Below are 18,787 nucleotides of genomic sequence, written 5' to 3' on the forward strand. Positions count from 1 at the left end.
TGGGTAGGTCACATGGTTTCGGGTCTATAACATGATACTATGGCGCCCTATTCAGACTCGGTTTCCCTGCGGCTCCGTCTCTTCAACTTAACCTCGCATCATATCATAACTCGCCGGTTCATTCTACAAAAGGCACGCTCTCACCCATTAACGGGCTCGAACTTGTTGTAGGCACACGGTTTCAGGTTCTATTTCACTCCCCTCCCGGGGTGCTTTTCACCTTTCCCTCACGGTACTGGTTCACTATCGGTCACTAGGGAGTATTTAGGGTTGGGAGATGGTCCTCCCAGATTCCGACGGGATTTCGCGTGTCCCGCCGTACTCAGGATACTGCTAGGTACAGACTCTGTTTCGAATACGAGGCTTTTACTCTCTGTGGCTCCCCTTCCCAGAGGATTCTTCTACAAAATCTGAGTCCACATTGCAGTCCTACAACCCCGAAGAGTAAACTCTTCGGTTTGCCCTCCTGCCGTTTCGCTCGCCGCTACTAAGGCAATCGCTTTTGCTTTCTCTTCCTGCAGCTACTTAGATGTTTCAGTTCACTGCGTCTTCCTTCTCATGACCTTAACAGTCATGGATAACATGCATTACATGTTGGGTTCCCCCATTCGGACATCCCTGGATCAATGCTTACTTACAGCTCCCCAAGGCATTTCGTCGTTAGTCACGTCCTTCTTCGGCTCCTAGTGCCAAGGCATCCACCGTGCGCCCTTATTAACTTAACCTTATTTAACCTAATTCTTTCAAATTAGAAAACTCATTAATTCACAGCGTTTTCGGTTTATTTTCTTGTTACTATTTGATATAGATATTCAATTTTCAATGGACAATTCCTACAATCACATTCAGTGACTGTATGGAGCCTAGCGGGATCGAACCGCTGACCTCCTGCGTGCAAAGCAGGCGCTCTCCCAGCTGAGCTAAGGCCCCAACTAATAATCTGGTTTTCTCTTATTAGTTCACGTTTCTTATTCTATTGTCTTCGGGTGCCGCTGGCCCCTGTCGTTCGCTTTCGCTTCGACAAACCTGAAACCTGCGGTTTCGCTTAGCTGAGCTAAGGCCCCACAAGACCTCTCAAAATTAAAGAAGACTACGTACAGAGTTCCATTTCCTTAGAAAGGAGGTGATCCAGCCGCACCTTCCGATACGGCTACCTTGTTACGACTTCACCCCAATCATCTATCCCACCTTAGGCGGCTGGCTCCTAAAAGGTTACCTCACCGACTTCGGGTGTTACAAACTCTCGTGGTGTGACGGGCGGTGTGTACAAGGCCCGGGAACGTATTCACCGCGGCGTGCTGATCCGCGATTACTAGCGATTCCGACTTCATGTAGGCGAGTTGCAGCCTACAATCCGAACTGAGACTGGCTTTAAGAGATTAGCTTGCCGTCACCGACTCGCGACTCGTTGTACCAGCCATTGTAGCACGTGTGTAGCCCAGGTCATAAGGGGCATGATGATTTGACGTCATCCCCACCTTCCTCCGGTTTATTACCGGCAGTCTCGCTAGAGTGCCCAACTCAATGATGGCAACTAACAATAGGGGTTGCGCTCGTTGCGGGACTTAACCCAACATCTCACGACACGAGCTGACGACAACCATGCACCACCTGTCACCAGTGTTCCGAAGAAAAATCCTATCTCTAGGACGGTCACTGGGATGTCAAGACCTGGTAAGGTTCTTCGCGTTGCTTCGAATTAAACCACATGCTCCACCGCTTGTGCGGGCCCCCGTCAATTCCTTTGAGTTTCAACCTTGCGGTCGTACTCCCCAGGCGGAGTGCTTAATGCGTTAGCTGCGGCACTGAGTCCCGGAAAGGACCCAACACCTAGCACTCATCGTTTACGGCGTGGACTACCAGGGTATCTAATCCTGTTCGCTCCCCACGCTTTCGAGCCTCAGCGTCAGTTACAGACCAGAGAGCCGCTTTCGCCACCGGTGTTCCTCCATATATCTACGCATTTCACCGCTACACATGGAATTCCACTCCCCCCTTCTGCACTCAAGTTTGACAGTTTCAAAAGCGTACTATGGTTGAGCCACAGCCTTTTACTTCTGACTTATCAAACCGCCTGCGCTCGCTTTACGCCCAATAAATCCGGACAACGCTCGGGACCTACGTATTACCGCGGCTGCTGGCACGTAGTTAGCCGTCCCTTTCTGGTAAGTTACCGTCACTTAGCGGATTTTCCACTCCCGCTAACGTTCTTCTCTTACAACAGAGCTTTACGATCCGAAAACCTTCTTCACTCACGCGGCGTTGCTCGGTCAGGGTTCCCCCCATTGCCGAAGATTCCCTACTGCTGCCTCCCGTAGGAGTCTGGGCCGTGTCTCAGTCCCAGTGTGGCCGATCACCCTCTCAGGTCGGCTATGTATCGTCGCCTTGGTGAGCCGTTACCTCACCAACTAGCTAATACAACGCAGGTCCATCTGGTAGTGGTGCAATTGCACCTTTCAAATACTTACCATGCAGTAAGTACTTTTATGCGGTATTAGCTATCGTTTCCAATAGTTATCCCCCGCTACCAGGCAGGTTACCTACGCGTTACTCACCCGTTCGCAACTCCTCCGCTCGGTGCAAGCACCAAGCTTCAGCGTTCTACTTGCATGTATTAGGCACGCCGCCAGCGTTCGTCCTGAGCCAGGATCAAACTCTCATTTAATAGTTTGAGTCTTCACTCATACTGTCCACTGACAGATTTATTTTCTTATGTTCATTGACGGTTTATGTCTCCATAAACCACCCTGCACGTTTGGTTCGTCTTCTTTAATTTTCAAAGGTCTTGCCTTATCGCTCTCTCAAGCGACAACTATATCAGTATATCACCTCTTCTTCTTATTGTCAACTACTTTTTTTACTTTTTTTGAATTTTTTTCATGAAAATAACAATCGAAAGTTCTAAAATGAAGTTAGCCACTCAAGGGTATAAAAAAACATCTCAGAGAGATATAATTGTAATCACCACAAGAACAATTAGAAAGACTCTGAGATGCAACACTATTATACACCAAAAAGGAAACATTTGACACTAGCTGAACGTAGAATGATTGAGCGTTGGCTTCAAGAAGGGCTCTCAAATCGTGAAATCGCTAGAAGATTAGAGAAGGCTCCTCAAACCATTCACAACGAAGTCAAACGTGGTCTGGTTAGGCAACAAGTGCGTAAAGGAAAATTTGAAATAATCTACTCAGCTGACTTCGCTCAAAAAAACTATCAAAATAATCGTAAACATTCTGTGAGGCAGACTTCCCTAACCAAGGAACTCAAAGAAAAGATTCTTCACTATATCAAGCAGAAATACTCTCCTGAGATGATGGTAAAAGCAAAAGGGATATCTGTCTCCGTCTCCACCATTTACTACTGGATTCATCATGGACACTTAGGATTGACCAAGGATGGCATGCTTTATCCTCGCAAGGAGAAAACGAAGAAAAAACAAGCGAGTCCCAACTTTAAGCCGGCTGGAAAATCGATTGAGGAACGGCCAGAAAGCATTAATCAACGTGAGAATGTTGGTGATGTTGAAATTGATACGGTTATTCAAACACGGGCAAAAAATGAGTGTCTGTTGACTCTAACTGATAGAAAGAGTCGTTATCAAATCATCCGACTCATTCCCGATAAGTCCGCGTCTTCAGTCAATCAAGCTCTGAAAATGATCCTCAGAGATTATCAAATTAACTCAATCACAGCTGATAACGGGACTGAATTCAGTCGTTTAGCAGAAGTTTTTGGCCCCGATCATATCTACTATGCCCACCCTTATTCCTCTTGGGAGCGTGGAACTAATGAGAATCATAATAGACTCATCAGGCGTTGGTTGCCTAAGGGAAGCAAAAAGGCGACGCAGCAACAAGTCGCATTTATTGAAAACTGGATTAACAACTATCCAAAGAAGATATTGGGTTACAAATCTCCTAGAGAATTTTTACAGACTGGCTAACTTGAACTTGAAATTTGCCATGAAAATAACAATAGTTAAAAAGCATATCGATACTAAGCTATGTCAATATACTACATAACCTTACAATTTGTCAAGGGTATTAAAAAGAAAGACTTAGGAAACATTCTATACAATCTTATAGTTGTTTCCTTAGGTCTCTCTTATATATTTATTTCGTATCTTTCATTTTTTCTTTGATTTCATCATATGAAAGTGGATGAACATCTTCATTATCAGGATGGTTTAAATCTGTTGGCATCTGCCCTGTTTCATAGAGTGATTTGATTTGAACGCTATCCAATGTTTCATATTTCAATAGTGCTTCTGCAATCAGCTTATGCGTTTCACGGTTGGCCTGAATAATTTCAGCTGCTTTATCGCGTGCTTCATTCAATAGCTTGCGAACTTCATTATCTAATTCATAAGCAGTTTGCTCTGAAATATGTTTTTGAGTTGTATAGCCGCCAAACATTGCATGATTTCCCTCATACTGCATCGGTCCCATCTTATCACTCATTCCATATTCTGCCACCATAGCTCGTGCCATTTGGGTTGCTTGTTCAAAGTCGTTGGCAGCTCCCGTTGTTTGAGCATTGAAAATAATCTCTTCTGCTACGCGACCACCCATAAGACCTGCCAACTGCTCTTTCATATCTTCCTTAGATAGAAGCATTTGATCTTCTTTAGGTAGAGCAATCATGTATCCACCTGCACGACCACGAGGTACAATCGTCACTTTATGAACTTCGCGTGCATTTGAAAGAATAAGTCCAACAATCGTATGACCCGCTTCGTGATAAGCGACCATTTCTCGCTCGCGTTGTGAAATTTGACGGTCTTTTTTAGACGGGCCTGCGATGACACGATCTTCTGCTTCATCAATATCAGAAGCATCAATAACTGCTTTGTTTTGACGGGCAGCGACAAGAGCTGCTTCATTCAGTACATTTTCCAAATCGGCACCGACAAATCCGGGTGTTTGCTGGGCAACCAGTTTCAAATCAACATCATCTGCCAATGGTTTATTTTTGGCATGAACTTTCAAGATAGCTTCACGACCTTTTACATCTGGTCGTCCAACCAAGACTTTACGATCAAAACGTCCCGGGCGAAGAAGGGCTGGATCCAATACATCGCTACGATTTGTTGCGGCAATCACGATAATACCTTCATTGCCAGCAAAACCATCCATTTCAATCAATAATTGATTGAGGGTTTGCTCACGCTCATCGTTTCCACCACCCATACCGACACCACGTTGGCGACCGACAGCATCAATTTCATCGATGAAAATAATGGCTGGCGCAGCTTTCTTAGCATCTTCAAAGAGCGAACGGACACGACTGGCACCAACTCCGACAAACATTTCAACAAAGTCAGAGCCAGAAATACTAAAGAATGGTACTCCTGCTTCTCCCGCAACAGCTTTTGCGAGAAGCGTTTTACCTGTCCCTGGAGGACCCTCAAGGAGAACACCTGCTGGAATGCGTGCACCTAATTTAGTGAAGCGTTTTGGATCTTTAAGAAACTCAACAACTTCTACTAATTCTTGCTTTTCTTCTTCGGCACCTGCTACATCAGAAAAGCGAACTTTTACATTACTCTTTTCTAAAGCCTTTGCCTTATTGCGACCAAAGTTCATGGCGCCTCGTGCGCCACCACCACCTTGGTTCATCATCATGACAAAGAAGATACCAAAGATAACTAATGGAAAAATATTGATTAGGATATTTAACCACAGACTATTGGAACTTTCTGGTTTTACCGTTACTTTTACATCATGTTTTTTTGCTAATTCTTGTAAATCATCTACTGCTGAGTCAGCTGGTAACATAGTAGATGTAAATTTCTGATAACTAGTCTTATCTGAAACTTGGAATAATTTAATTGATTCTGCAGCTTTGCTTTCTGCAACCTTTGGATTTTTATAGGTTCCTGAAATTTCAACAACACTACCATTGGGTTGATAGGTAACATCTTTCACATTCCCATCAGTTAATTCTTTAACAACTTGTGAGTAGCTAATTTCATGAGTTGAAACTTGACTACCCGCTTTAAAAAATTGATACGCCGTAATTAAAGTAGCAATAATTAAAATAAGGAGAAAAGGATTTCGGATAAATCCTTTATTGTTTTGATTGTTCATAAATACTATAGTAACCTTTTTCTAATTTGAATAAACTTCCTCTTTCAATACTCCTACATAAGGAATATTGCGGTAGTTTTCATCATAATCTAGACCAAATCCTACAACAAATTCATTTGGAATTGTAAAGCAAGTATAATCTGGTTCAATCTCTACCACACGGCCTTCTGGTTTATCAAGGAGGGTTACAATTTTAATGGAAGCTGCTTGGCGTAGAGCAAACAACTCTTTCAATTCTTTCAAGGTGCGTCCTGTATCAATAATATCTTCGATAAAGAGGACATCACGACCCGCAACATTTGTATCTAAGTCCTTGATAATCTTGACAGTACCGCTACTTTCAGTACCCCCATGATAGCTAGAAACCACCATAAAGTCCATTTCGATATGAGTGTCAATATGTTTTACGAGTTCCGCCATAAACGGAATAGAACCCTTTAAAATACCAACCAAAAGGGGATTTTTCCCAGCATAAGCTTCTGTTAAAATCTTCCCTAATTCCTTGCTTTTTGCAACAATTTCTTCTTCTGAAATAAGGATTTTTTTGATATCTTTTTCCAACATATTTCATTCACTCTTTCATTTTTATATATAATGTAGCTTTGATTATATCATTTTTTGCAGATTTACTCAAATCACTGGCAACCATATTTGCGATTCCGTAAATTTTTCCGTCTTGTTCAATCACAATAGCCGTATCTCGCAAGTTTTGAGGTATTTTTTGGTCAATAAAATAACGTCGAATTTTTTTGTAAATCGAATGAAGTAAGATACGATCACCAGCCTGTCTCCCTCGTAGGAGAATCGGTTGATGAGCCTGAAGATAGAGAATCTGATCTGGTTGCTCAAGAGGCTCATTCAATGAAAAAAGAAACGATCCATACTGAAAAATACCTTCTGATTCTATCACGTATTCTTCCTCTTGCCTATCCGTCTTAGGTTGGATTTTTGTAATAGCAAAACGCTGATAATCCTTGATAAGGTAATAGTCACCTTTTAAGTGCTGCTGATAATTGGCTTTTTTTTCAAGGATGTTTAACACTTGGTCAAATTGATTTCGTGTCAACTGAAGTTCTGGAAATTCTTCCAGATAGTGTTGTAGTAAAAAATAACGAACAGCTGTCGTCTGCGCTTGAAAATCCTGCAAATTTGTCACATCAATATGACAGGTTAAATCTCTGAAAGCCTGATGTAGCCGTTCAGACTCTTTTCCTATATGCAATAAAGCAGATCTCACTCGAGGATTTTCATTGAGTAACACAGGAAGATAGTTATTACGAATACGATTTCTGAAATAAAGCGAAGAATTGTTACTCTCATCTTCAAAGTGAGGCACATTCATCAATTCACTCTTACGAAAAGCCAATAAGGGACGAATCAACTCTCCACTTGCAAAAGGTTGAACAATCTTCATTCCAGAAAGGTGAGCTAGACGACTCCCTCGAATCAAGCGCATCAAAATCGTCTCTGCCTGATCATCAGCGTGATGAGCCGTAACAATAGCTGTATAATCATGCTGTTTCATCACTTCTGCAAAAAAATCATAGCGCATGGTACGAGCTGCTGCTTCAGAGAATGTTCCTTTAAAATAAGAAACATGAAAAGGAATCCTTCGTCTTTCAGCCCATTCTTTGATATAAGCCTCTTCCACAGCTGATTCTCGTCGTTGTTGATGATTGATATGAGCAACCCCAATTCTAATATCGAAGACACTCTGATATTTATAGAGAAGATGAAGTAAATTCATTGAATCTTTTCCACCTGAAACTGCAATAAGAACTGACTTATGCTTATCAAAAAAGTGACCTTCTTGTGTCACTTTTAAAAATTTTTCTTCCATTATTATTTTAAAATCCCGTATACATCATTTGCAATCTGTGAAATATCATCGTACGCCATCCGATCTGTAAAAATCGAGAGAACAAATGGTTCTTTGGCATAGACAATCGCTACGTCATGCTTGAAGTCATAGGCATCTCCGATTTTATGAGCAACTTTGACATCGATATCTCTCGCAATCCGTTGGTCATCAAAGTTGGTAGCAGACAGACTTTCTAGAACATAACCATTCTGATGATAGATTGCTTCCATCATCAATCCCGCCATTTCAGCCGATGCCATGCGCGATACCATATCCCATTTTTGACCTGCAATTCTAGTCGTTTCTTGGTAGAAACGCTTATCAAATTTATCAGCTGCGTAGTAGCCAAGGAGGTTGCTAGCCACATTATCTGATTCCTTTGCAGTTCGATTGATCAAGTCACCAATGTTGTAATTCTGATTATCAGGTGTTTTTGGGATTGAGCCACTTCCTTCTGGTTCGTAGGCACCATCAAAATCTTCTGTTTCCTTGACATACTTTACACTATCTGTCAAGTTTATTTTTTTTTGATTGATATTCTCTTGTACGTAGTAAAGTTCTGGAAGTTTGGTTATACTAGCTGCATACATCAGCTGTTCTTGGTTGACACCAGCTGTCTCTCCAGTTGACAACTTCTTGACATAGACAGCTATATTCTTAGAATGATATTTTGTCGTAAGTAACTCCTGAACAGCTTCTATACGGTTATCATTCTCAGATAAATCAGCCACATTAACCCAAGCTTTAGAATTTATTTTCGCAAAGAAACCTAGATGAGTTTCAACCACTTCTGATACTGTTACTTCTTTATAGGGTTTAACCCCAATATCTATTTTTTTCGCTTGATTAGAGATAGGACTGGAGTAGAGGGTGAAATCTTTCTTGAGCCAGGCTTTTTCTTCAACAACCTTTTTAGATAAGATAATATCATCATAGATACGGGTCTGATCAGCCACCACATAACTCTTATCCTTTAATTGGAAGACTAGCTGATTCTGACTATTACTATCCACACCAATAATTGAGAAAATTTGATTAGGCTTGATTTTTTTTAATGGTGTTGTTAACTCCTTGTCAAGGTAGCTATCAACTTCTTCATAGACATTTGGATTGGTCGGAATACTCTTAAAATCTGTACTATACTCTTTGTAGTTCAGTTGGTAGTTCATCTGACTAGACAACTCAAATGGAATCTCAGTACTTCCAACTGGTGTCGTTGCAAATAAAACTGGACTAATGAGCCATAATAACTGCTTTTTCATGTTTCCTCCTTTCCTACTTTTTAGTATCCTTTTCCTCAGTTTTTAATGCTTGATTTTTCTCAGCTAGTTCCTCTAATTTTTCATCAGAATAGGCCAAGAATTTTTCTACAATTTCTACAATCGTTTCTGTCATCGTGGTAATAATCCTGGGATGTTATAAATAAATTCCCCGTCCTTTGAATATTGAAGTTTTGCTCGAATATACTTGGTCACATATTCTTCATCTTCTAGTTTTTTCACTAAAGAAGTCTCAATTTTTTGCTGCTTTTTTAATTCTTTATAGCGCTTTTGCAAATCGTTCAATTGGGCTTCACGCTTTTGCAAATTTTCATAACTAGTGACCAGATTGTAGGTCGGCAAAACAAAGAGAAAAACGACCAAAATCAAGATAGAACCCATAAAGCGGTTCTTCTGCCTTTTTTCTTGCCGATAAGCCTGACTTTTTTGCAGTTCTTCTTGAATGTATTGGTTATTGATTTGGAGAATATTCGATTTTTTCATCTGCTTCAATCCTTGTTTCACTGATGATTTCATACATCTTGAGCGCATCTTCTTTTTTAGTGCTATCTTTCATTTCAAGTACTTTGACAACTAGCAACTTGTTCCCAAAACGGATTTCAATCTGGTCATTTTCTTTCAAATCAGTCGATGATTTAGCCAAAATACCATTAACCTTGATTCTTCCCTTATCCGCCACTTCTTTTGCAACCGTGCGACGTTTGATAATACGGGAAACTTTTAAATACTTGTCTAGTCTCATATTTTCACCTCATTTCTTTATTGTATCACTTTTTGATTGGTTTTAAAACTTTATAGCGCCTTTCGTGCCTTAATTTCAACCATTTTTTCAGCAAAATGTAGTAGTTCTTCGATGATTTCGTAGTCTTTTTTCTTAGTAATATTAAAGATCAACTCCACACTTCCCTTATTTTCCGAAATATGGGCTTTTAAATCTGTCACAGACAAAGCCTCAAAGTAATCTTGCATCAGGAAGATTTGACCTGATAGTTCTTCAAAGCTGACCACAAGCTGATGCTGTTTTCGTTCGACTTTCTGTGCAAATACTTGATCAAAAGAGGATTTTAAAAGACCAATTTCAAGAAGATAGGCCACCACATCTGGGTATTCTCCAAAGCGGTCCATTAACTCATTTTGTAATTCTTCATAATCCACCCGATTTTCAATCTGCTTAATCCGCTTATAAATCTCAATTTTTTGGCGTTGGTCAGAGATGTACTCACTTGGCAAATACGCATCGATAAAAAGATTGATTTCAGTATTGCTTTTTTCCCGCTTAGCCTGCTTACCTTGTTTTTTAAGAATCGCATTTTCTAGTAATTGTGAATATAATTCATAGCCGACTGAATCAATAAAGCCACTCTGGGCTGCTCCCAAAATATTTCCAGCTCCTCGAATGGATAAATCCTGCATAGCAATTTTAAAACCGGAACCTAATTCTGTAAAGCCTTTAATCGCTTCAAGACGCTTTTCAGCAATCTCTGTCAAATTTTTGTCTGGTCTATACATCAAATAGGCATACGCAATACGATTAGAGCGACCAACACGACCTCTCAGTTGATAGAGGGTTGACAGCCCCATGTGGTCTGCGTTTTCTATAAAAAGCGTATTGGCATTTGGAATATCGACACCTGTTTCAATAATTGTCGTTGTCACTAGGACATCGTATTCACCTTCAATAAAGGCTAGAAGCGTATTTTCCAATTGGATTTCTGACATTTGACCATGGACATAGCCAACCTCTGCCTCGGGTACTAATTCACGGATTTCAGAAACCTTTTGTTCAATTGTGTCAACTTTATTGTAAAGGTAGTAAACCTGTCCACCCCTATCCATTTCCCGCAAGATTGCATCACGGATAATAGAAGGGTTAGTCTCTAGCACATAGGTCTGAACAGGGTAACGATTGGTCGGAGGCGTCTCAATAACTGACAAATCTCGAATACCTAACATGGACATTTGCAAGGTCCGTGGAATCGGCGTTGCTGTCAAGGTCAGCACATCAATCTTGGTTTTCAATTCTTTTAAGCGTTCCTTATGCTTTACTCCAAAGCGTTGTTCCTCATCAATCACCAAAAGTCCCAAATCAGCAAATTTCACATCTTTTGAGAGCAGACGGTGGGTACCGATAATAATATCTACCTGACCTTTTTTGAGCTTTTCGAGCGTCATTTCTTGCTCTGCCTTGGTCTTAAATCGGCTCATAACATCAACATTGACAGGAAATTCTGCAAAACGGCTTTGGAAATTGGTAAAATGTTGCTGAGCCAATACAGTTGTCGGAACCAATATTGCTACTTGTTTACCATCATTAACCGCCTTAAAAGCTGCGCGCATGGCAACCTCGGTCTTTCCAAAGCCAACATCCCCTACCAACAAACGATCCATTGGAGAGGCTTTTTCCATGTCTTTTTTAATTTCTTGAATGGAACGAAGTTGGTCTTCTGTTTCGACGTAGGCAAAATGCTGGTCAAACTCAGCTTGATTTTCATCATCTGGTGAAAAGGCAAAACCTGTCAATTGACTGCGCTCGGCATAGAGACGAATCAAATCATCTGCTATGTCCTCAACTTGTTTTGCTACCTTTTGCTTGGTACGCTGGAAGCGACCGTCGTTTAACTTATTGAGTTTAGGTGTTTTTCCGTCTGAAGCTAGATACTTAGATAAGGCATCGATTTGCTCAACTGGTAGAGAAATGCGGTCATTGTTCTGATATTGAATACTCAAATAATCACGATGAATACCCGATATTTCAATGGTTTCAATCCCTAAATATTGACCGACACCGTGAACATGGTGAACAACGTAGTCTCCAACAGATAACTCGCTATAGTCTTTCAAGCGTTCAGCATTTGAGATATTTTTCCTGCGGACCTTACGCTTAATCTTTTTATGAAAAATCTCATGTTCAGTAATGAGAACAATCTTTTCGTCTAGGAAATGAAAACCTGCTGATAATTGACCGATTGTTAGCTGTTGCTGACCAATTTGCAGCTGATTTGATTGAGCGACAGGCAAGTCTATCTCATATTCCTGTAACGTCTTTTGTAAACGCTGTAAGGAAGATTCTGACTCTGCCTGGATGATAACTGTATAGCTCGATTTGGCATAGTGGCGTAATTCGTCTTGCAATAAGGGAATTTGATTGAAAAATTCCTGCATAGAATGTTGATTGAATTGATAGATAGCATCGAACTTCAGATTTCCTAGTCCTTTTTGAAAGACTGAAAAATAAGTAGCAGGTTTATAAGCTCTAAAAGATTGATAGGTTGATGCAAAGTATTGTAATGTTGATAATGATTTATAATTTTGTAAATCTTGTGTCAACAATTCTGCAACTTCCTTATCAAACTGAGCATGGGTATCTGCTAGCTTATGAAAGTCATCAAAAAAGATTGGCGTATGAGTTGGAAGATAGTCTAACAAGGTCCATTCCTTTTGATAAAAATAAGAAAGGAATTTCCGAATATCTGGATGACGAAAGGACTGTCTTACATCTGATAATACTTCTTCAATATAAGAAATCTGTTCTTGCTGCTGTAAATTTTGTAAACTATCTGTCAACTTTTTTTCAGCACGCAAAAAATCTTCTGAGTAAAAAATCATATCAGAAGCAGGTCGTATTAAAATACTATCGACATTTTCAATAGACAATTGGTTTTCAATTTCAAACTGGCGAATACCGTCAATCTCATCACCAAAGAATTCCAACCGATAAGGATTTTCACTGCTAATTTCAAAAATATCCAGAATATCTCCACGCTTGCTAAATTCTCCAGGACTTAACACACGAGATACTTTTTTATACCCAACTGCTTGTAAACTTTTTACAATGTTGTCAACTTCAAATTCTTCCCCTACTGCAAGCTGCATCATGGCATTTTGATAAATGTCTGGACTTGGCAATAAAACTCTACAAGCGGCCATGCTAGCAACTAATATTCCTGATTTATTTTTATTAATTAAAAAGTTTAGACTTTCCAAACGAGATTGAGTACGGTCATTTGAAGCAAAGACGAACTCTGCAACAGGATTGTCATCTGTAAAGAAGTTGTAAATATACTCACTTCCCAAAATACTGGTCAGCTCTTGGATTAATTTTTCGGCCTCATTCTGGGTAGGGGTCACAATCAGACACTTTTCGTCTAACACATCAAAGGCAGATGACATGACAAGGGCCTTCATAGTACCTGATAAGCCCATTACCAGCTGGCGACTAGACTTGTTTAAACCAGCCTGCCATTTGTCAATTTGCCTATTGCGATTGACTAATTCAAGAATATTCATCTTAGGTATTATACTTTCTCATGATTTTTTCAGGGTTCGCTTCCTGTAAATAGAAGTTTACAAAGTCGTCAAGTTTTTCCAAGGTTAACTCAACTGCAATACGGTCATTGGTATCAAATTGAGACAGAACATGCTGAACAACGGTCATACCATTCTTTGGCCGGCCAATTCCAATCTTAATGCGATCAAATTCCTGACTGTCCAGATGTTTAATGATACTCTTAATGCCATTGTGACCACCTGCCGATCCTTTCTGACGAAAACGTACTTTTCCGACCACCATATCCAAATCGTCATAAATCACTACTAAATCTTCCTTATCCAGGCCATAGTAGGCTAAGAGGGCATGAACGGCCTTGCCTGATTCATTCATAAAAGTTGTTGGTTTAACCAAATAGACTTTTTCGCTATTTATAAATGTTGAGGCAATGTCTGCCTGAAAAATCTTGTCATGAATAAAGGAAAGATTTTCCTTTTTGGCAATTCGATCGATAAACATAAATCCAACATTGTGCTTGGTATCTTCATAACGATCACCAGGATTTCCTAGACCCACAATCAATTTTGTCATGATATCTCCTTTTAAAACACTAAAATGGGAGTGGGACAAAAATCGTGATTTCGTAAAAATCGATTTTATAGTCTTCGCTTTCTAATTTTTAGGATCAGTTATGAACAGTCACTCCCCTAACTGTTCATACCACACAAGATTGATGTGCTTTCACAATTGAGAATTGTGAAAGATTGGAAATAGGGCTAGCGAAGAAATGTTCGCTAGCCTATTCAAATAGAATATTGATTTATCAATGTTTTACAAACTCGACAACTACTGCGTTAAACTGTTCAAATTATAATACTAAGGAGGTTGGGTATTTTTTATATGTAAGGTTTCAGATTACATATTTTTGTGGGTTAGTGCTACGCGCTCATCATGGCCTGTCCCACTCCCTTTATCCTTTATATTATTCTCTACATTCTTTATACATTAAAGCGGAATTCCATAATATCGCCGTCTTGGACGATGTATTCTTTTCCTTCCTCACGGAGGCGTCCTGCTTCTTTTACAGCTTTTTCGCTACCATAGGACATGAGGTCATCATAGGACATGGTCACAGCACGGATAAAACCTTTTTCAAAGTCTGAATGGATAATACCAGCAGCTTGTGGGGCTTTGATACCACGCTTAAATGTCCAAGCCCGCACTTCTTTTTCACCAGCTGTAAAATAAGTTCCGAGTCCTAACAAATGATAGGCAGCTCGTGTTAACTTATCAACACCTGATTCTGTTAAGCCCATTGCTTCTAAAAATTCAGACTTGTCTGCTTCATCGAGTTCTGAAATTTCTTCTTCTGCACGCGCCGAAATAACGACAACTTCTGCACTTTCTGTTGCTGCAAACTCACGAATTTGCTTCACGTAGTCAATATTATCTGGATCTGCCACTTCATCTTCGCTAACATTTGCCACATAAAGAACTGGTTTTGTCGTTAAAAGGAATAATCCTTTCACAATCTTCTGCTCTTCTTCCGTAAAATCAATAGTTCGAGCAGATTTACCATCTTCTAAAACTGGTTTGATTTTTTGTAAAACAGTAAATTCTGCAACTGAATCCTTATCTTTTTGCGTACGAGCCATTTTTTCCACACGCGCATAGCGTTTGTTGACACTCTCTAAATCTGCCAAAATCAATTCTAAATTGATTGTTTCAATATCGGCCATTGGATCCACAAAAGCAGACTCACGCCCTTGCTCTCGCATGACATTTTCATCATCAAAGGCGCGAACAACATGGACAATCGCATCTACCTCACGGATATTGGCCAAGAATTTATTTCCAAGACCTTCCCCTTTAGAAGCTCCTTTTACAATTCCTGCAATATCTGTAAATTCAAAAGTTGTTGGGACTGTCTTTTTAGGAGTAATCAATTCTGTTAATTTCTGCAAGCGCTCATCTGGTACTTCTACCATTCCGACATTGGGATCAATAGTTGCAAAGGGATAGTTTGCTGCTTCTGCTCCTGCCTTTGTAATCGCATTAAATAGGGTTGATTTTCCAACATTTGGTAAGCCAACGATACCTGCTGTTAAAGCCATTTCTTATTCTCCATTCAAAAATTTCAATCATGACCATTATAGCAGAAAAATTTGAAAAAAGCTTGCTAAATAGCAAGCTAAATGAACAGAAATTCAACCAACACACAACACTTTTAAACTAGTTTGAAAAATAGCGAACCAATGTTACTACGAAAAAATACGGCTAGAATGCCAATGAGCACCAAAGTTTCGCTTTTACTACTTTCTGAATGTTTATCCAAAAACTCCCAGACATTCATAGAACGCTCCGACTTCTCGACCATCCGCTAAATGCGCACTTCCTCTATTTTACCAAGTACCAACTCACCCAGACTAACCTCTAAACATGTAGCTAATGTGATAAGATTTTCTATATCGGGTGTTACATCCCCATTTTCCCATTTGGAATCAGGACTTATTTTTTGACATTTTTTTGTCAACTAGAGCTTGCAAAATTATGTAAAAATCGCTTTAAATCAGACTTTTTACGGTTGCAAGACTTTCTTCATCTTCCGCTCAAAATCATGACGACTCATCATAACGAGATGATCACAGTTAGTGCAACGAATTTTAATATCTGCTCCTAAGCGCATGATTTCCCAGGCATTTGCTTTTTTACCAGTTGATTTGATGACACAAGCATGTGGCTTTTTCATTTCAACGATACTTCCTAATTCGTACATCTTTATTCCTTTCCAAGATAATAATAACGTGTTTGGCAGCTAATGGTCAGCTGTTGAATCGTCTGTAATTCTCCGTCTACCTGAGCAACTATTTCATGAGGTAATATCAATTTGACAGTTTTTGCTGTAACATGATGCAACACAGAAGAAGATTTGTGGCGTTTTAAAATCAATTCTAACAAAGCCTTGATACGCTGGAAAATGGAAGGTGCTGAAACATAAACAAGATCCATTTGTGGCTTTGTAATATGAGCATCTGGCCAAATCATAATCCCACCACCAAAGTAAGTGTTGTTTGCAATAGAAAGAAAAAAGAGATGCTCCAATTCCATCTTCTGATGATTGATTTCAATGCAAGCTGACAATTGGGAAGAATTAAACAAACCAAGAACCCCAAAGAAAATATAGGTCAACTTTCCGATTTTTAGTCGATTAAACCATTTTTTTAAGGCTGTTTTTTCAGAATGTGCAATAACACGGGCAGGATAGCCAATGTCCAAACTATTGATGACTACTCCTTCTGGCAGACTTAACACACAAACTGGTACAGGTGGAGTTGTCAATATCGTCTCCATCACTTGCTGCCATGACCGAATGCCGGCGGCACGCGCAAAATCATTTCCTGATCCAGTGGGAAAGTAGGCAAAAGGAAGCTCTTGTGGCCAAACAGACAACACTTTCGATAACGTTCCATCTCCACCCAAAATCAAGAAACGGTCCTGTTCTTTCCGAAAAACGGATAAAATCGCTTCTACTTGTGCATATTCATCATCTTTACTCGCTGTAACATAACTTTCTATCCGTACTTGTGGATACATTTCTCGAATGTCTTTAACGATTGTAAAAGCCTGACCATTTCCTGCATGAGGGTTCGCTAAAATATATACAATCATATCTCTAATCGTTTTCATTTTTACCCTAGTATAACATAAAAGACACTGAGAAAAAAGCCATAATTGCAGCGATATCAGCTTTCTTCACTTTGACAAAGTATTAAAAAGTGAAGGAACTCGCAACGATTCTTATTTTTTATTTTTTAGACTCAGATATTACCAGTCACTCCTCTGGCGGACGGGTGATTAGATTATTCTATCAATCATATAATGTGTTATTCTGCTTTTTCTGAAATTTAATAAAAGCTAAAATTTTATAAAAAAGCTCCTACTAAGATACTATCTCTTAGTAAGAGCTGTATGATGGTTTTCGTTTTTTTTTGTGGGTGAGGGTACATCTTGCCTCACTCCCTTTTATTAGTTCGTACGTACTGGTGTAATCAATTGGATAAAATCAATTTCTTCTGTATTTGGAACAAGGGTAAAGGGACGAACTGGGGAAATAAAGCTAATCTTGATTTGTTCACTATTGGTTGCTTTTAGGGCATCAATCATATAGGTTGGATTAAAGCTGATGACCAAGTCCTCTCCTGTCACTTCTAGTGTATCCAATTCTTCGTTTACCCGACCAACTTCTGGTGAATACACGTGAGCTGACACTTGACCACCTGTAATTTCTAATTTTACGGTACCATTTTGAGTGGCATTTGACAGTAAACGAGCCCGCTCCATAGCTTGACGGAGTTTTGCAGTATCAAAAATAGCTGTTGTATTAAATTCTGTCGGAATCAAACGATCAGTATCAGGATAGGTTCCTTCAAGCAAACGAGTATAAAAACTGATATGCTCGCTTCTAAAGAGCATTTGGTTGTTTGAGAAGAACACTTCTACCGTCTCAATATCATCGGTGAAAACAGTGACAAATTCACGTAGAGAGCGGCTCGGAATAACCACGTTGAAGTTATCCCCAGATTTATCCAAGGTTAATTTACGTTGGCTCATCCGATGAGAGTCTGTTGCAACTGTTTTTAAGTATTTATTTTCTGTAAGAACAAAGTGAACACCTGTCAAGATTGGACGACTTTCTTGGATTGAAGCTGCAAAAGCTGTCTCGTTAATGGTCTCTTTCAAAACGCTGGTTTTGAGAATAAGCGGATCAGCAGTTGACACTTCCTGCAAGCGAGGATATTGCTCTGCCTCTTTTCCTTTTAAGGTGATTTCTGATTTACCACTGGTTAAAACAATTTGTTGCTGCTCGATTTCACGGACGTCTAAGACAATATCAGGTAAGCTTGAAACAACATTGATAAAGAAAGAAGCTTCTAATAAGATAGAACCTGGCGAAGAAATCAACAGACCAGCATTTTCGTCTTGAATAGAGAGAAAGTTTTCAATCGAAATTTGGCCATTCGATCCAGTTAATGTAATACCTTCAGTAGAGACTTCCATTTTTACAGTTGATAAGATAGGAATAGCATTTTTACTACTGATTGCCCGCTTGGTAATAGTAAGAGCTTGTAAAAATACAGTTTTATTGATAGAAAATTGAATCATGGATTCTCCTTTATTTATATATTATAAGATTAGTAGTAATAGTAGGCTTTGTGTATTCTGTGGAAAACAGGCTGATAGTGCATGTTTCTTCGAAAAATACGGTGTGCATAGCTTGTGGAAAACT

General features: G+C 39.6%; 15 protein-coding genes, 1 tRNA gene, 1 rRNA gene and 1 other annotated feature. Of the genes, 1 reads left to right on the forward strand and 16 read right to left on the reverse strand.

Going from position 1 to position 18,787, the window contains the following annotated elements; all coding sequences use genetic code 11:
* Positions 1–725 (reverse strand) — a sequence feature (23S ribosomal RNA rRNA prediction is too short).
* 132 nt (positions 726–857) lie between these two features.
* A tRNA-Ala gene (locus CHF41_RS00010) sits at positions 858–930 on the reverse strand.
* A 186-nt stretch (positions 931–1,116) separates the two neighbouring features.
* Positions 1,117–2,665 (reverse strand): 16S ribosomal RNA (locus tag CHF41_RS00015).
* Between the two features lie 327 nt (positions 2,666–2,992).
* On the opposite strand from CHF41_RS00015, the gene CHF41_RS00020 reads away from it, so the two are divergent.
* On the forward strand, positions 2,993–3,946 hold the full coding sequence (locus CHF41_RS00020; RefSeq protein WP_119875415.1) for an IS30 family transposase: 954 nt from the start codon (positions 2,993–2,995) through the stop codon (positions 3,944–3,946).
* A 169-nt stretch (positions 3,947–4,115) separates the two neighbouring features.
* Here the strand turns inward: CHF41_RS00020 and ftsH are convergent, their stop codons facing one another.
* The 14 genes from ftsH to dnaN all read right to left on the reverse strand — a co-directional run bounded on the left by ftsH (position 4,116) and on the right by dnaN (position 18,663).
* Positions 4,116–6,092 (reverse strand): ATP-dependent zinc metalloprotease FtsH, encoded by a 1,977-nt coding sequence (ftsH, locus tag CHF41_RS00025; RefSeq protein WP_119875417.1) that lies wholly within the window; start codon positions 6,090–6,092, stop codon positions 4,116–4,118.
* A 21-nt stretch (positions 6,093–6,113) separates the two neighbouring features.
* Entirely contained in the window at positions 6,114–6,656 is a 543-nt protein-coding gene (gene hpt / locus CHF41_RS00030) for a hypoxanthine phosphoribosyltransferase (protein WP_119875419.1), read from the reverse strand.
* Between the two features lie 7 nt (positions 6,657–6,663).
* Positions 6,664–7,932, reverse strand: a complete 1,269-nt coding sequence (gene tilS / locus CHF41_RS00035) for a tRNA lysidine(34) synthetase TilS (protein WP_119875421.1) — start codon at positions 7,930–7,932, stop codon at positions 6,664–6,666.
* Between the two features lie 2 nt (positions 7,933–7,934).
* On the reverse strand, positions 7,935–9,215 hold the full coding sequence (locus CHF41_RS00040; RefSeq protein ID WP_119875422.1) for a serine hydrolase: 1,281 nt from the start codon (positions 9,213–9,215) through the stop codon (positions 7,935–7,937).
* A 13-nt stretch (positions 9,216–9,228) separates the two neighbouring features.
* A complete protein-coding gene (locus CHF41_RS00045) occupies positions 9,229–9,348 on the reverse strand; it encodes an SP_0009 family protein (protein WP_119875423.1) in 120 nt (39 codons plus the stop codon).
* The gene (locus CHF41_RS00050) at positions 9,345–9,716 is read right to left on the reverse strand and encodes an FtsB family cell division protein (RefSeq protein WP_119875424.1); all 372 of its coding nucleotides are present in this window, start codon (positions 9,714–9,716) and stop codon (positions 9,345–9,347) included. The genes CHF41_RS00045 and CHF41_RS00050 overlap by 4 nt, the downstream gene beginning before the upstream one ends.
* Positions 9,685–9,975, reverse strand: a complete 291-nt coding sequence (locus CHF41_RS00055; RefSeq protein ID WP_119875425.1) for an RNA-binding S4 domain-containing protein — start codon at positions 9,973–9,975, stop codon at positions 9,685–9,687. Before CHF41_RS00055 ends, CHF41_RS00050 begins: the two co-directional genes overlap by 32 nt.
* A gap of 50 nt (positions 9,976–10,025) precedes the next feature.
* Positions 10,026–13,520, reverse strand: coding sequence for a transcription-repair coupling factor (gene mfd, locus CHF41_RS00060; protein ID WP_119875427.1), 3,495 nt, complete (start codon positions 13,518–13,520; stop codon positions 10,026–10,028).
* A 1-nt stretch (position 13,521) separates the two neighbouring features.
* The gene (pth, locus tag CHF41_RS00065) at positions 13,522–14,091 is read right to left on the reverse strand and encodes an aminoacyl-tRNA hydrolase (protein ID WP_119875429.1); all 570 of its coding nucleotides are present in this window, start codon (positions 14,089–14,091) and stop codon (positions 13,522–13,524) included.
* Between the two features lie 407 nt (positions 14,092–14,498).
* Positions 14,499–15,614, reverse strand: a complete 1,116-nt coding sequence (gene ychF / locus CHF41_RS00070) for a redox-regulated ATPase YchF (protein ID WP_119875430.1) — start codon at positions 15,612–15,614, stop codon at positions 14,499–14,501.
* A 266-nt stretch (positions 15,615–15,880) separates the two neighbouring features.
* A complete protein-coding gene (locus tag CHF41_RS10255) occupies positions 15,881–16,033 on the reverse strand; it encodes a helix-turn-helix domain-containing protein (RefSeq protein ID WP_119875431.1) in 153 nt (50 codons plus the stop codon).
* Positions 16,034–16,078: 45 nt separating this feature from the next.
* Positions 16,079–16,276, reverse strand: a complete 198-nt coding sequence (locus tag CHF41_RS00080; RefSeq protein WP_119875432.1) for a DUF951 domain-containing protein — start codon at positions 16,274–16,276, stop codon at positions 16,079–16,081.
* Between the two features lie 2 nt (positions 16,277–16,278).
* Complete coding sequence (locus tag CHF41_RS00085; protein ID WP_119875434.1) at positions 16,279–17,187, reverse strand: diacylglycerol/lipid kinase family protein; 909 nt, start codon at positions 17,185–17,187, stop codon at positions 16,279–16,281.
* A 339-nt stretch (positions 17,188–17,526) separates the two neighbouring features.
* The gene (gene dnaN, locus CHF41_RS00090) at positions 17,527–18,663 is read right to left on the reverse strand and encodes a DNA polymerase III subunit beta (protein WP_119875436.1); all 1,137 of its coding nucleotides are present in this window, start codon (positions 18,661–18,663) and stop codon (positions 17,527–17,529) included.
* Positions 18,664–18,787 lie beyond the last annotated feature (124 nt).

The organism is Streptococcus respiraculi (genome assembly GCF_003595525.1).
GTDB lineage: Bacteria > Bacillota > Bacilli > Lactobacillales > Streptococcaceae > Streptococcus > Streptococcus respiraculi.